The 14,306-nt window shown below is 53.3% G+C and carries 14 protein-coding genes and 1 other annotated feature; of the genes, 6 read left to right on the top strand and 8 right to left on the bottom strand.

Annotated features, from left to right (window positions below; translation table 11 throughout):
- Window positions 1–12: 12 nt before the first annotated feature.
- The 3 genes from IT084_RS07795 to IT084_RS07785 form a co-directional block, all read right to left on the bottom strand.
- Window positions 13–1,461, bottom strand: a complete 1,449-nt coding sequence (locus tag IT084_RS07795) for a 4-hydroxyphenylacetate 3-hydroxylase family protein (protein ID WP_195712293.1) — start codon at window positions 1,459–1,461, stop codon at window positions 13–15.
- Window positions 1,462–1,711: 250 nt separating this feature from the next.
- Window positions 1,712–2,011, bottom strand: coding sequence for a hypothetical protein (locus IT084_RS07790; RefSeq protein WP_195712292.1), 300 nt, complete (start codon window positions 2,009–2,011; stop codon window positions 1,712–1,714).
- 57 nt (window positions 2,012–2,068) lie between these two features.
- Window positions 2,069–2,506, bottom strand: coding sequence for a MarR family winged helix-turn-helix transcriptional regulator (locus IT084_RS07785; RefSeq protein WP_195712291.1), 438 nt, complete (start codon window positions 2,504–2,506; stop codon window positions 2,069–2,071).
- Window positions 2,507–2,795: 289 nt separating this feature from the next.
- Here IT084_RS07785 and IT084_RS07780 point away from each other — a divergent pair, with 289 nt between their 5' ends.
- The 6 genes from IT084_RS07780 (at window position 2,796) to IT084_RS07755 (ending at window position 8,866) form a co-directional block, all read left to right on the top strand.
- Window positions 2,796–3,242 (top strand): PPC domain-containing DNA-binding protein, encoded by a 447-nt coding sequence (locus IT084_RS07780; RefSeq protein WP_195712290.1) that lies wholly within the window; start codon window positions 2,796–2,798, stop codon window positions 3,240–3,242.
- Window positions 3,243–3,363: 121 nt separating this feature from the next.
- Window positions 3,364–3,771 carry an Rrf2 family transcriptional regulator gene (locus IT084_RS07775; RefSeq protein ID WP_195712289.1) on the top strand — a complete coding sequence of 136 codons (408 nt, stop codon included), beginning with the start codon at window positions 3,364–3,366 and terminating at the stop codon, window positions 3,769–3,771.
- A gap of 179 nt (window positions 3,772–3,950) precedes the next feature.
- Complete coding sequence (gene cooS / locus IT084_RS07770; protein WP_195712288.1) at window positions 3,951–5,822, top strand: anaerobic carbon-monoxide dehydrogenase catalytic subunit; 1,872 nt, start codon at window positions 3,951–3,953, stop codon at window positions 5,820–5,822.
- Between the two features lie 14 nt (window positions 5,823–5,836).
- On the top strand, window positions 5,837–7,609 hold the full coding sequence (locus IT084_RS07765; protein WP_195712287.1) for an FAD-dependent oxidoreductase: 1,773 nt from the start codon (window positions 5,837–5,839) through the stop codon (window positions 7,607–7,609).
- 46 nt (window positions 7,610–7,655) lie between these two features.
- The gene (locus IT084_RS07760; RefSeq protein WP_195712286.1) at window positions 7,656–8,078 is read left to right on the top strand and encodes a ferritin family protein; all 423 of its coding nucleotides are present in this window, start codon (window positions 7,656–7,658) and stop codon (window positions 8,076–8,078) included.
- A gap of 173 nt (window positions 8,079–8,251) precedes the next feature.
- Window positions 8,252–8,866, top strand: coding sequence for a 4Fe-4S dicluster domain-containing protein (locus IT084_RS07755; protein WP_195712285.1), 615 nt, complete (start codon window positions 8,252–8,254; stop codon window positions 8,864–8,866).
- 115 nt (window positions 8,867–8,981) lie between these two features.
- Here IT084_RS07755 and IT084_RS07750 read toward each other — a convergent pair whose 3' ends face one another.
- The 5 genes from IT084_RS07750 to IT084_RS07730 are packed head-to-tail and all read right to left on the bottom strand — an operon-like array spanning window position 8,982 to window position 13,695.
- The gene (locus tag IT084_RS07750; protein ID WP_195712284.1) at window positions 8,982–9,752 is read right to left on the bottom strand and encodes an ABC transporter ATP-binding protein; all 771 of its coding nucleotides are present in this window, start codon (window positions 9,750–9,752) and stop codon (window positions 8,982–8,984) included.
- Window positions 9,745–10,512 (bottom strand): ABC transporter ATP-binding protein, encoded by a 768-nt coding sequence (locus IT084_RS07745; protein WP_195712283.1) that lies wholly within the window; start codon window positions 10,510–10,512, stop codon window positions 9,745–9,747. The genes IT084_RS07750 and IT084_RS07745 overlap by 8 nt, the downstream gene beginning before the upstream one ends.
- A gap of 23 nt (window positions 10,513–10,535) precedes the next feature.
- Window positions 10,536–11,579: a branched-chain amino acid ABC transporter permease gene (locus IT084_RS07740; protein ID WP_395879570.1), complete on the bottom strand. Its 1,044-nt coding sequence runs from the start codon at window positions 11,577–11,579 to the stop codon at window positions 10,536–10,538.
- Between the two features lie 16 nt (window positions 11,580–11,595).
- Window positions 11,596–12,471, bottom strand: a complete 876-nt coding sequence (locus tag IT084_RS07735) for a branched-chain amino acid ABC transporter permease (RefSeq protein ID WP_195712282.1) — start codon at window positions 12,469–12,471, stop codon at window positions 11,596–11,598.
- Window positions 12,472–12,483: 12 nt separating this feature from the next.
- On the bottom strand, window positions 12,484–13,695 hold the full coding sequence (locus tag IT084_RS07730) for an ABC transporter substrate-binding protein (protein ID WP_395879600.1): 1,212 nt from the start codon (window positions 13,693–13,695) through the stop codon (window positions 12,484–12,486).
- A 303-nt stretch (window positions 13,696–13,998) separates the two neighbouring features.
- Window positions 13,999–14,256: a binding site (T-box leader), on the bottom strand.
- Window positions 14,257–14,306: the final 50 nt, after the last annotated feature.

The raw sequence follows: 14,306 nt of genomic DNA, 5'->3' as shown, positions 1-14,306 counted from the left end.
AAAATTTGATCCTTATTCCTGCTCGGGGATACCCGCCAGTTTACGGGCCAACCGTTTCTTATGTTCCATGTTGGACTGGCGCATAATCATAACCCTCTGGGTCTGGGGTGATCCGGCGCCGTGCATGCTTTCCGCCAGGGCGGTGCCGCCGGTCATGTTTTCCACCAGCCGGGCTATTCTAACCCTGTGTTCGGTGGGCACACCGGCCACGCCGCGGAAATATTTTTCCAGGAAGGGACCGGTTTTGGGACTAAGAAAATCTTTTTCCGAAGGCAAAGTGGCGATAAAACCGCCCGCTATGTCATGGGCCAGCCGGCAGATTTCGTAAATATGACGGGTAACATTTTGTTTAACAATATTTGCCAAAAGAGGGTCTACATAATAAGCGCCCGATGCGGTTTTCCTTCCCTCGGCGGAGCAGGCAATGGAACAGCAGTATAATGTCTCGCTGAGATGCAGCATTTCGGTAATTTTATCCTTAATATGGGAAGCTTTGGCCGCACCGTTGTACTCGGCCAAAGTCATGGTGGCGCCAATAATAATATCACTGACCCCGCACTTGCAACCGCCGTAGTTTTGCCTGTGGTATGAAGCGAATCTTTCCACCAGCATGCCGGCATACTGGTATTCTCCGCACATAAAAACTTTGTCCCAGGGGACAAAAACATCCTCCAAAACAGTCAGCGCCTCGCCGCCCACGATACCATACCTGGCGTTGCCGGTATCTATTTCGCCTTCCAGGCGCCGCTCGTCGTTGGTCTGGCGGCCGAAAACGTGGAATATGCCGGGGGCGTCCACCGGCACGGCGCAGGCCACGGCATAGTCCCGGTCGGCCTCCCCCAGGGCGACGGTGGGCATAATCACCATGTAGTGCGAATTTACTATGCCCGTCTGGTGGGCCTTGGCTCCCCTGATGACAATGCCTTCGCCTGTTTTCTTGACCACCCGCACATACATGTCCGGGTCGGCCTGTTGGCTGGGGCGCAAACCGCGGTCCCCCTTGGGGTCGGTCATGGAACCGGCGGACATTAAATCGTTTTCCTGCACGTACTTTAAAAATTCTACAAACCGCTTGTGATAACCGGTCCCCAGCGCCTGGTCCATTTCGTAGGTTACCGAGTATAAGGCATTCAAGCCGTCAAAACCCACGCATCTCTGGAAACAGGTTCCGGTACGCTGGGCGATCATGCGCAACATTTTTACTTTCTTGACCAGGTCCTCAGTGCTTTGGTGAATATGAGTGAAACGATTTATTTTCTTTCCCGTAAGGTGGGACTTTACAGTTACCAGATCTTCAAATTCCGGTTCATGGGCCATATCGTAAGTCACTGCCGCCGCATTTATATGGGGGCGAAAAAGAGGGTGATCCACAAAGTTTTCAATTTTTTGTCCAAAAGCATAAATTTCCGTATTCAGTTTTCGCAAACTCTCAATGTACTCCGCTCCCGTCATCATAGGCATGCGTCCCTCCTGTGCAATAAATTTTCCTGGCAACCTCCTTTTCAATTTTTCTAGTTCATTCGCATTTCCCACATATTAGACCTTTGTACTCGTTAACAAGAATTTAAAGAGTTTTTTGTATGCACACATAAACAAGAAAGGCGGGTTATCTTAAAACCCGCCGCCTCTTGCTTCCTTTCGGCATATACTTTGGGAAATTATTTGCTTTAAGGCTGCATCCTTTTAACAATTACTGCAACACCGGGTCCGCTTAAGCCATCATCCTTCCCTTGATTTCAATTAGTTTTTTTGTTACTATTTCCGGAATATCTTCCTCTTTACAACTAACATAATCAACTGATAAACCTGCGACAACAATTGTCTCAACTTGTAAGCCGGGCCTGGTGGCACAATCCGTCTCACAGCCGCTTAAAATCAACAACGCGGGAACACCGGCATCCGGTGGCCCGAACCGGCAGCCCGGCATGCCCTTAACCAGGGCGTCAAGGATTTTTTTGCTGTTGATAACGGGGTTACAATTACCGCAATACTTCACCCCTACGTTAAACATCCCGGCCCTCCCGGTAATAAAATAAAAAATGCAAATTGAATTATTAATCGAAAAAAATTAACCGGTGATTTTGGCAATGATCCTTTGCAAAAATTCCACTTCTTCCTGCGTTAAATTAGCCGTAATCCTGTCGACTATATTTTTAAACATCAGTTCAACTTTGCTGAAGATCTCCCAGCACAGTTCCTCACCCGCCCGGGTCAGCTTGACCAGGACCACTCTGCGGTCTTCACTGCTCCGGATTCTCTCCACCAACTCCTTTTGCTCCAGGCGGTCGATAATCAAGGTGGTGCTGCTTAAAGGCATATTCATGCGCTTGCTGATGTCGCTTATTTTTAAATTTTGTTCCCTGTTCAGCAACAGGAGGATGATAATTTCGGTTTTGGACAGGGCCAGGTCGACTTCCAGCCATTCCATGGGGGAATACAGGCTACCCATATTATTTAAAATAATATCCAGGTATTTTTGAAACAACGTCTTTTCTATTAGTACCACCCCCCCCCCCCGAATGTTTCATTTATCGTATTATTTTAACCAAGAATAATACATGGCCAGTAGAAAGTCAAGTGTTCAGTTTTGGGTTTCCCAATTAAGCTCCTCTCTGGTAAAATATCAATCAACATAGGAAAAAAGGTGGCATTGACATGTCATACCCATTTGATATGCCGCGGGAGCGGTATTGAAGATCAATTGGAGGACATTTTCAACGCCGGGCCGTGATCACGCGCTAACTAAACGGTGTGTTTTGGGAAATCAGATGCAAAACAAATGGAGGGACTATAAAATGAAATACTCGCAAGGTAAAGTAGGCCGGGTTTTCGTGGCCCATGTGGAGCACGGCGATAACTTGCTCGATGAATTGAAGAAACTGGCGGAGCGGGAAAACATTGAAGCGGGGATCTTCTATGTCATCGGCGCGCTGAAAGAAGCCGCGCTGGTAGCAGGCCCGGAAGAGTGCTCCCGGCCGCCTGTTCCAGTCTGGCGCAAGTTCAACGATTGCCGGGAAATCATCGGCATCGGAACATTATACCGGGACAATGGCGAGCCCGTACCGCACCTGCACGCCGCCCTGGGCAGGGGCGACACGACGCTGATGGGCTGTCTCAGGGGCGAATCCGAGGTTTACCTGATAGCCGAAGTGATCATCCTCGAACTGTGCGGCACCGGCGCAATCAGGAAATTTGATCAGGTATCCGGCTTGAAGTTGCTGGATTTTTGCTTAAAACAATAAGTTTATTCAGAAGGCTAACAATAAAATATTTTCGAGCCACTTGACAAATAAGGCCAGGGCGAATATATTATTAGAAAGTGGATCCACTTAGTATACTTTAAACCGCGAGAGGTAATTTAAGATGAGGCTTAATCAAGCAACGGACTATGCATTTCGGGCGGTTTTACATCTATCACGACTTCCCCGGGGTAAAGTGGTCGAGGCCAGGCTAATTGCGGAAGAAGAACACATTCCGATGCGTTTTATGTTAAAGATCCTTCGTTTATTAAGCCGGGCCGGCATTGTTGAATCTTACCGTGGAGTTGGCGGGGGTTACGCGCTGGCCAAATCACCCGCGGAAATAACCATGAAGGATGTTGTGGAAGCTGTTGAGGGGCCGGTCCACATTAACCGGTGCTTGATCGCCCCGGAAGAATGCAATAAAAGAAACACTGCGAAATGTTCCGTTCACAAAGCACTGTACTCCATTCAGCAGGCCATTAATGACAAGCTGAAAGAATATGACTTTGAAACTTTAAGTAAATCATAACTGGTACCAGGTCTGTTTCGCTTAAAACGAATCTCGGATTACCCTATTTTTTTTAACGAAAAGTTTACTATCGCAGTATACTTTCCAATTGTCTTGGTCATCAACTTTTTATTCTTAAACTTACCCCAAAGTATACTATTCAAGTATAGTATAAATTGTTCCACAGGAGGGAAAATCCAATGCCAATGTGTACTTCGGCGGACAGCAAACTTGTTGATTTCATGCGCAGCAAGCCCGGGGTGGAAACGTCCTTCAACCGGGTGCCCAACCAAGCCGTCAAGTGCGGCTTCGGCAGGCAGGGAGTCTGCTGCCGGCTTTGCTCCAACGGGCCCTGCCGGATTACTCCCCAGTCCCTCAAAGGTGTGTGCGGGGCAACCGCGGACACTATTGTGGCCCGCAACTTTTTACGGGCTGTGGCAGCCGGAGCGGCATGTTACCTGCATATTGTGGAAAACGCCGCCAACAACCTGAAGGCTATTGGCCGGGGAAAAACCGATTTATCCATTAAAGGGCCCGAAACGCTGCGTGAACTGGCGGAATTGCTGGAAACCGGGGAAACCGACCCGGCGCGGCAGGCTGTCCGGGTAGCGGACCTGGTACTGGAAGACCTTTACCGGCCCCGGGGGCAGCAGATGGCCCTGGTGGAAAAACTGGCCTACCAGCCGAGGTTCCGGCGCTGGCGGGAACTAGGCATACTCCCCGGCGGCGCCAAATCCGAAGTGTTCGACGCCATCGTCAAAACCAGCACCAACCTTTCCAGCGACCCGGTGGATATGCTGTTGCATGCCTTAAAACTGGGCATTGCCACGGGATTATACGGGTTAACCCTAACCAACTATCTAAACGATATTATGCTGGGCGAACCGGAGATCACCGCCGCCAGGGTCGGCTTTTCCGTGGTTGACCCGAATTACATTAACATCATGGTTACCGGCCACCAGCACTCCCTAATCGGTGTGTTGCAGGAGCGCATATCCACCCCGGAAGCCACCGCTCTGGCCGGCCGGGCCGGGGCCAAAGGGTTCAAGATTATCGGCTGCACCTGCGTAGGCCAGGATATGCAACTGCGCGGGGTGCATTGCCGGGAGTCATTTGCCGGTCATGCCGGAAACAATTTCACCAGTGAGGCCCTGCTGGCCACCGGGGGCATCGACCTGGTACTGTCCGAGTTCAACTGCACGTTGCCCGGCCTGGAGCCAATTTGTGAGCAGTTCCTGGTTAAACAGATCTGTTTTGATGACGTGGCTAAAAAGTCCAACGCCGAATACGTGCGGTTTGACCCTAACGAGAGTAAGGCCCTGGCGGATAAAGTAATGCAGGCGGCCCTGGAAAGCTACACCCGGCGCCGGGGTAAAGTGCAAATGGATATCCCTGAACACGGATATGATGATGCTATCACCGGCATCAGCGAAAAATCTTTGAAAAAATTTCTGGGCGGCACCTTCAAGCCCCTGATCGACCTGATTGCCGGTGGCGCCGTTAAAGGGGTCGCCGCGGTGGTAGGCTGTTCAAACTTGACGGCCAAGGGGCATGATGTCTTTACCGTGGGATTGACCAAAGAATTGATCAAGCGGGACATCATCGTGCTGTCCGCCGGCTGCACCAGCGGCGGCCTGGAAAACTTAGGTTTGATGTCCCCGGCGGCGGCGGAACTTGCCGGCGAGAGTCTAAAATCCGTTTGCCGGAAGTTGGGTATCCCTCCGGTACTGAATTTCGGCCCCTGCCTGGCCATCGGACGGCTGGAAATAGTGGCTGCGGAATTGGCCAGGGCCCTGGATATCGACATTCCCCAATTGCCACTGGTACTGTCCGCCCCCCAGTGGCTGGAAGAACAGGCCCTGGCCGACGGCGCGTTCGGACTGGCCCTGGGCCTGCCGCTGCACCTGGCCATACCGCCCTTTGTCACCGGCAGCAAACTGGTGAGCAAAGTTTTAACGGAGGATATGGAACAGCTCACCGGCGGTAAAGTGATCCTGGAGGGTGAAATTGAACCGGCGGCGGAAAAGTTGACGGAAATCATTGAACAAAAAAGAAAAGCGCTGGGGTTATAAGGGGTGATAAACACGTGAAGCGCATCCTGATCAACAAGGAATTATGCCAGGGCTGCAGGAACTGCCAGGTGGCCTGTATGGCCGGCCACTCCGCGGCTGAATCGGTTTTGACCCTGGACCTGGAAAACCCGGCCAACCAGGCCAGAAACTTCGTCGAGGCGGGCACTGACGGCAAGCCGGTGCCCATCCTCTGCCGGCACTGTGACGAACCGGCCTGTGTCGCCGCCTGCATGTCCGGCGCGCTAACTAAAAGCCCGGATACGGGAACGGTAGACCACGACCCGGAAAAATGCGCCGGGTGTTGGATGTGTGTTATGTCCTGCCCCTACGGGATCATCCGGCCGGACGACGGGAAAGGCATGGTGGCCGTTAAGTGTGACTTTTGCGACGACAGGTCGTTCCCCCTCTGTGTGGAAGCTTGCCCCACCGGGGCTATTGCGTTGGCCGAAACGGACCGGCAAGATACCGGTAAATATTCCTGTAATGGAACCGGCGAACGGCAACGCCGCAACGGGAGAGGGAGAACGCCAATGAAATACTTGATCTTGGGCGCCAGTGCCGCTGGTATCAGCGCGGCCAGGACAATCCGCGAACTGGACGGCGATGGTGAGATTACTGTTATTTCCAAAGATGAGCATGTCTATTCCCGCTGTATGCTGCATCTTGTTATCAGCGGGCAGCGGTCCATGCAAGAGGCCGGTTTTATAGATCAGAATTTCTTTGAACACTATAACATTTATTGGCTGGCCTGCCGGGAAGCGGCCAAACTGGATCCGGATAGGAAAGTCGTCCGGCTGTCAAATGGAGAAGAACACCGGTACGACCGCCTGTTGATTGCCACCGGCGCGTCCCCCGTACTGCCGCCCGTGGAAAACCTTGCCCGGGGGAAACAAGTCCGGGTGCTGCGTAATCTGGAAGACGCGCTGGAAATAATCAGTCAGGCGGGCAAAGTAACCGCAGCGGTGGTAGTCGGAGCCGGGCTGGTGGGCATGGACGCCGCTTACGCCTTGACCCTGCGCGGGATCAGGGTGTCGGTTGTCGAAGTTGCCGGGCACCTGCTGCCGCTGCAGTTGGATGCGAGAGCCGCTGAAAGGTATGAACGGTTATGCCGGGAGCACGGCATGGAATTATTCTTTAACGAAAAGGTTGTATCGGTGGTGTTGGACGCGCGGGGTAATGTGCGGGGTGTAAAGCTGAACAGCGGGAAAATGGTGCCCTGCGGAATGGTAATCGTTGCGGCCGGAGTAAAGCCGAATGTTGAGTTTCTCAAGGACACCACCGTCGCAATGGAGCGCGGAATAAAGGTAAATGAATTTCAACAAACTTCATTGCCGGACGTTTTCGCTGCGGGGGACGTTTGCGAATCTCGGGAAACGTTTACCGGCAAGGTAATCCCTACGCCCATTTGGCCGGCAGCGGTCAAACAGGGACAGGTGGCCGGGTCCAATATGGCGGGAGTAACCCGAAAAATGGAAGATAATTTTGCCTTTAAAAACGCCATGGTTTATTTTGGACTCCCGGCAATATCCTTTGGCCTTGTCAACCCCCCGGACGAAAGTTATGAGGAGTTGATATATGAGGATGCCGGTAATTATAAAAAAGTTGTTCTGCAAAGTGGGAGAATTATGGGTGCCATTTTACAGGGCAATATTGCCAATGCCGGTTTACTGGGAGAGCTGATCAAGGATGGCATCGACGTTTCCGGTCACCAGGACCGGGTTTTCGAGCTGACCTATGCCGATTTCTTTGCCCAAAAAGAAAATGGCGAGTTTACTTTTGCCGTATAGCTGATGAAATTGGTGAAAAATTAATAATAAACAGGAGGTATGAACCATGGAACTGACTATTGAAAACAAATTGGGTGTTACCAAGGGAACTCCCCTTGAGGAAGCGGTTAAAGCGAATTTCAACGGTGAGAACTGGGAAGTTGGGTGGTACCTGGCCGCCGCCCGCCAGGCCCAGCGGGAAGGGTATCCGGAGATAGCCGAAGTACTTAAAACCATCGCCTGGGAAGAGGCCCAACACGCGGCGCGGTTTGCCGAGTTGAACGGGGAAATCTCCGGCAGCACCAAGGAAAACTTGGAGAAGGCATTAGCCGGCGAAACAATGGCCAACAAAGGGAAACGGGAGGCGGCCATTAAAGCCAAGGAGCAAAATATAGACGAGGCCCACGACTTTTTTGATGAATCCGCCAGGGATGAAGGACGCCATGCCCGGGCTTTAAAGGGTATGCTGGAAAGATATTTTTCCAAATAAAGTTTAACAAAGCCCATCTTCCCGGTGGGCTTTGTTTTTGGTTTGTGTGATTAAGATCACACTGGAAACACGAGTAAAGTTACAGAAGCCCTTCCTTTCCTGCGGTATACTATAAACAGCTTTCGTGACGTGAATATTATTGTGCCACTGCACTGCACTGGAGGGGTTGAAGCATGGACTTTTTTACCATAAAAAAATGTTTTAACTGTCCCAACCGGGTTGTGGACCTGGACAAGCTGGAATCAACGCTTCGGCGGGTGATGGCCGACCGGCGTTTTAACGCCAGGCTGGGGGCCAGGGTGAACACCTCCCGGCCGATGCACCATCAAATGTTCCACGTGGCTTTGGCGGGCTGTCCCAATTCCTGCAGCCAGCCCCAAATCAAGGATTTCGGCGTCCAGGGGCAGGCCCGGCCGGAGGTGGGAACGGGCTGCGACAAATGCGGGGCCTGCGCCGCGGCCTGCCCCGAGGGGGCGATCACCATGGACGATGCCGGGGCGATAATCAACAGGGCGGCCTGCCTGAATTGCGGCCAGTGCGCCCGCGCCTGCCCCAACGGCGCCATGCGGGTAAGTCAAACCGGCTACAGAGTGCTGGCGGGCGGTAAGCTGGGGCGCCACCCCCGCCTGGCGACCGAAATTCTCCCCCTAGCTGGTGATGAGCAGGTTGCCGGTGCCCTGGAACGCTGTGTCGAGCTGTTCCTCAAGGAAGGGCGCCCGGGGGAAAGATTCGGCAGCGTGCTGGAAAGAAACCTCAATTCCCTTTTGTCAGTTTCTTCCAACAAGTAACCGACAACCCGGTACCGGGGACAAAAAGTAAAAATACCGCAGGTGATTTTGTTAAATCGACTGTTCAAGCCCGATCCCAGGCGGGTTGAACGCGGGCGCGGCCAAGGTAGGCCTGCTACACTTTGGAATTGGACATTAGTTCAGCCGAACTGCCACTTAGAGTAATCGAACCCCGCTCCATGACCAGCGCCCCGTCCGCCACTTTTAGCGCGGCCCTGGTGTTTTGCTCCACCAGAACAATTGTTACACCGGTTTGCTTCAGCCGGGCAAGGACGGACATAATTTCGCGCACCACCAGCGGGGCCAGGCCCACCGAAGGCTCATCCAGAAGCAGCAGCCTGGGCCGGGCCATCAGCGCCCTACCGATGGCCAGCATTTGCTGCAGGCCGCCACTTAGCGTACCCGCCATTTCCTTTTCCCTGCCCTTTAAAGCCGGGAAAATTTCCATCACTTCCCGCGCGTCGTTTAAAATTGCACCTTTGCCGCAGCTGCGGTAACGATGATAGGCGCCGAGCACAAGGTTATCCAATACACTCAAAGAGCCGAAGATTTCCCTTCTTTCCGGCACCAGGCTGATACCCCGGCGCACCATTTTTTCGGGAGCATTTCCCGTTATATCTTCCCATTGGGGACATTCCCCCGCATGGGGTTTGAAACCTTTCTTATATTGGGGACATTCCTCCGCGGGAGGTGTGTCGCCTTTCCTAATTAAAATATTTCCTTTAGCCGGTTTGTGCAGGCCGGCCAGCGTCCCGAGCAGAGTGCTTTTACCCGCCCCGTTGGCACCGAGGATGGCCAGCAATTCACCCTCTTTTACACGCAGGGAAAGCCCCCTGATCGCCTGCACGTAGCCGTGATAAACATCCAGTCCTTTTATTTTAAGCAATTCGTTCATCCTCCCCCAGGTAAGCCCTGATCACTTTCGGGTCGGCCTGCACTTCCGCCGGTGTCCCTTCAGCTATGACCCGGCCGAAATTTAAAACCAAAATGCGGTCGGCCACTTCCATTACGGTTTCCATATCATGTTCGACCAAGACCATGGTCAGGCCGTTGTTCCTCAATTTTTTCAGGTAGCCGGCCAGGGTCCTGGTTTCGGTACTGTTTAATCCCGCGGCGGGTTCATCCAGCAGGACCAGCCGGGGGCCGGAGGCCAGCGCCCTGGCTATCTCCAACAGCCGCTGGCTGCCGAAGGGAAGCGCGGCGGCAGGAAGGTTCGCTGAACCGTCCAACCCCACCTCGCCCAGTAGGGCCATGGAATGTTCAATAATTTGTTTATCCTCGGCGTTTATACCGGGCCGGCGCAACATTGCCTTGATAAAGCCGGTTTTACCCTTGATATGGGCGCCGGTCATCACGTTTTCCAGTACAGTCATCCCGCCGAACAATTGAAGGTTCTGAAATGTTCTGGTGATACCCGCCGCGGCAATCTGGTAGGGTTTCAGCCCGTCAAGCCGTCTTCCCGAAAAGTTGATGGACCCGGCGTCAGGCCGGAGCATCCCGGTGATCAAATTAAACACCGTGGTTTTACCGGCGCCGTTGGGACCGATCAAGGCAAAAATGGTGCCTTCGGCTACTTGAAAACCAACATCCCTGACTGCGGCAACACCCCCAAACTGTTTGGTCAGACCTTGCACTTCCAGCAGCATACCGGGAACCCCCTTAACCAACTTCAATTAACCTCATAACCTCGACCACCACCGGGTATACCCGCTTCCGCCGCGCCCGGCTTTTTCTTCCCGGGTGATGTTAAAATTTTGCCCAAGGTCCCCAGGCCCTCGGGGCGGTAGATCATTAAAAGCACCAGAATCAGCCCGAAAAAAACAATCTCATACTCACCGCCGGCGCCGGGGATAACCAGCGGGATCGCCCAGCGCAAGAACTCTCCCAGCAACACCACCAGCGTCGCCCCCAGCAGGGGGCCGAAAAAAGTACCCAACCCCCCGACCACGGCCATCAACACAAATTGCACCGAGGCATTGAAACCAAATGGAGCGGGGCTTACAAAGGTTACATAAAAGGCGTAGAGCCCGCCGGCCAACCCCGCCAGGAGGGCGCTGAAAATAAATGCCTTTAATTTCAGCTTGCCGGTATCTATCCCGGCGGTTTCGGCGGCGTGCTCGCTTTCCCTGATGGCGCGGAGCGCCCTGCCCACCCGCGAGCGGATTAAATTGTTGATGCCGAATAAAACCAGCAGCACCACCGCCCAAACCAGGTAGAAAAATTTGATATCGCTGTCAAAGACCAGCCCACCGGTGGAAAGGTATGGAATTCCCGCAATTCCCGACGGCCCCCCGGTCAATTTCCCGGCCTCGTTGAACATTGTATGAATCAGGATGCCAAAACCCATGGTACCCAGGGCCAGGTAAAACTCCCGGAGTTTAAGCGCCGGCCTGCCGATGCCGGCTGCAACCAGCCCCGGCAGGGCAATCGCGGCCAACAGCGCCAAAACCGGCGGCCAGTCATAGCGCGTGGTCAATACTGCCACAGCGTACCCACCCAGGCCGAAGAACCCGCCGTGGCCGAAGGATACCTGCCCCGCATACCCCATCAAAATGCCCAGGCCCTGCACGATGATGGTGTAAAGGCCAATGACAATGAGCACGCTGGTGATGTAATTGCTGTCAACCACCAGGGGCAGAGCCATGAATAACACGACGCACGCCGGCCATAAAAAAGGTTTTTTAATCTTCGTAAAAATTTTATTCCGACCCACTGCTTTCCCGCCTTACTTATATTTTACGTTCACCCAAAACGCCCAGAAGACCCTGCGGCCTTACCAGAAGCACCGCCAGCAGAACGATTACCGCCAGGGCGTCTTTCAACCCGGAGGATACCAGGCCGGCACAATATGACTCCAGGACACCCAAGAGCAGCCCGCCCACAACGGCGCCCCCGACACTGCTCAACCCCCCTATGACTGCGGCCACGAAACCTTTGACGCCCAGCATAAAGCCCATATCGTAGGTGGTCATGGTTACAGGGGCGATGAAAATGCCCGCTGCCGCGCCCAGCGCCCCGCTGCCCATAAAAGCCCAAAAGGACACGGTACCGGGATTGATACCCACCAGCCTGGCCGCGGTGCGATTAACGACAGCCGCTTTTACCGCTTTACCCGCGTACGTCAGTTCAAAAAAAGTATAGAGCAGCGACAGGGTTAAAATTGCAAGCCCCAGGATCCAAATACTTTGCGGGTTGACAGCAGCCCCCCCGATGAACAGGGGCCCGCCTTTGGTAAAGGCGGGGAGCGAGTATGTTTCGGTACCCCAGATCAATAACGCCAGGCCGCGCAGTGATATGGACAGGCCAATGGTGATAATAATCAAGGTTAGCCCCGACGCCCGCCGGGCCGGGTAAATCGCCGCCCGCTCCAATAGCCCTCCCAGCATCGCCACCAGCGCAATGGACAGGATAAAAGCGACGGTTGAAGGGATTCCGGCTGCATACAGGCTGATAGCCAGCAACGACCCGATGGCGGCGAATTCCCCCTGGGCAAGATTTAGGACCCCGGTGATGTTAAAGGTGGTAACCAGGGCCAAAGCAATCAAAGCATAGATGCTCCCCAGGGTCAGCCCCGAAAAAAGAAGCTGCATCAACTGGTCTGGCATATCAACACCCCGTCATTCAAGAAGTTGCCACTTGCCGTCCTTAACTTCTACCAGTACCATGGAGTCCACGCCAAGCCCGTTATGATCCGCGGGCGACATATTAAATACGCCCGAGATTCCCACAAACCCGCTGGTGTTCTTCTCCAGCTCGTCGCGGATGGCGGCGCGGTCCGGTCCGGCCTTTTCAATGGCGGCCACCACCAGGTTGAAGGCGTCCCAGGCATACCCGCCGAAGGAATTGGGCAGTGTGTTGTATTTGGCCTGGTAATCGGCAATATAACTTTCCAGCACCTTTTTCTGGGGATCGCTGTCAGGAATTTGTGATGCCACGGCCAGCTTGCCGATGGGTAAAATAACCCCCTCCGCGGCCCCCTGGGCAAGCTCGATAAATTTCTGGTTCCCCACACCGTGGCTGTGGATCAGCGGAATCGACAACCCCATATCCCTGAAATTCTTGGTAATAATTGACGCGGAAGGCGGGATGGCCCACACCACAGCAGCCTGGGCCCCGCTGGCCTTAACTTTAGTGAGTTGCGGCGTCATATCTTTATCGCTGGCCTCAAACTTCTCTTCCACTACAATTTCAATACCGTTTTCCTCGGCTGCGGCGGTAAACGCAGCTTTTCCCCCGTCCCCGTAAGTATTGTTCATAGACAGGAAAGCCACTCTGGTCAGGCCCTGAGCTTTAAGATAAGTAATGATTTTCTTTACTGTTACAATGTCGCTTTGGGCGGTTTTAAACACCCACTGGCGCTCGCTTACGGGCTCAACGATACTGCTGGCTGCCGCCATGGACACCATGGGCACTTTGGCGTTCTGGACAATGTTGACCATGGCCATGGAAGGCCCGCTGGAACTACAGCCCAGTACGGCCAGCACATCTTTTTCAATTAACTTTTTTACTGCCAGCACCGCTTCGGTTTCTTCGCTTTTGTTATCCAAGATGGTCAATTCCACCGGGTGGCCGTTAATCCCGCCGGCTCGATTCAACTTTTCAACCAGCATCAGCAAAGTATCCCGCTCGGGCACGCCCAGAGAAGAAGAATTGCCGCTAATATCGATAACCGCCCCTAATTGATACGGTTCTCCGGCCTGTTCCTTTGCCTGCCCGGCACTACCGGAGTTATTTTGGCTTGAAGCGCATCCACCCGCTAATGCGCCAATAATTAACAACAGGGTTGTCAACAGTGTTAAACCCGTTATTCTTAATGATTTATGCATAATTTATCCCTCCTCAAGGCAACTCATTATCTTGTTGGTCGACCACGCCGCCGGCGCGGCAAAAAAGAATTATGCGGCGGGCGATCCCGTCCGGTCGCCCCTGTGCTTTAAGTCCACCTGTGGATTTATCCCTATCACCCCCGGGTTTCGGTATATAAAAAGGCCACAGCTTTCGTGGGGACGAAAGCTGTGGCCTTCCGCGGTACCACCCCGTTTGGTTTTATCAAAAACCCTCTTCTTCAGGGTACGGGAACACCACCGTACCGCCTGCCCACAGGTGTACTTAAATAAAAAAACATTTCATCCCCCAGGGACGAAATGTTACTTTCGCGGTACCACCCTAATTGACCATTAAGGCCCACTCTTGGCAGGGTACGGGAAATATTCCTTATACCCCCTTCCTTTTAACGGTGGAAGTTTCCGTCCGGGCCTACTTGTTGAGTAGTTCAGCCCGGCGGTTCGGGGGAGAACTTCAACGATGCATACCTTAGAAGCGCTTTCAGTCACGACGCTTCCTCCCTGAAAGGCTGTGTACCGCCTACTTTTCCCCTTCATTACCTTTTACCCGTTATATTTGCATTATCATAACATTTAAACAATTGTCGGTCAAGAAA

It is taken from the genome of Desulfallas sp. Bu1-1, from assembly GCF_015594625.1.
Lineage (GTDB): Bacteria > Bacillota > Desulfotomaculia > Desulfotomaculales > Desulfallaceae > JADNRQ01.
This window is presented reverse-complemented; position numbering and strand designations above follow the sequence as displayed.

Coding starts and splice junctions, on each gene's coding strand:
- IT084_RS07795 (WP_195712293.1), bottom strand. CDS start 1,461: ATGCCTATGATGACGGGAGCGGAGTACATTGAGAGTTTGCGAAAACTG.
- IT084_RS07790 (WP_195712292.1), bottom strand. CDS start 2,011: ATGTTTAACGTAGGGGTGAAGTATTGCGGTAATTGTAACCCCGTTATC.
- IT084_RS07780 (WP_195712290.1), top strand. CDS start 2,796: ATGAAATACTCGCAAGGTAAAGTAGGCCGGGTTTTCGTGGCCCATGTG.
- IT084_RS07775 (WP_195712289.1), top strand. CDS start 3,364: ATGAGGCTTAATCAAGCAACGGACTATGCATTTCGGGCGGTTTTACAT.
- cooS (WP_195712288.1), top strand. CDS start 3,951: ATGCCAATGTGTACTTCGGCGGACAGCAAACTTGTTGATTTCATGCGC.
- IT084_RS07760 (WP_195712286.1), top strand. CDS start 7,656: ATGGAACTGACTATTGAAAACAAATTGGGTGTTACCAAGGGAACTCCC.
- IT084_RS07755 (WP_195712285.1), top strand. CDS start 8,252: ATGGACTTTTTTACCATAAAAAAATGTTTTAACTGTCCCAACCGGGTT.
- IT084_RS07745 (WP_195712283.1), bottom strand. CDS start 10,512: ATGCTGCTGGAAGTGCAAGGTCTGACCAAACAGTTTGGGGGTGTTGCC.
- IT084_RS07735 (WP_195712282.1), bottom strand. CDS start 12,471: ATGCCAGACCAGTTGATGCAGCTTCTTTTTTCGGGGCTGACCCTGGGG.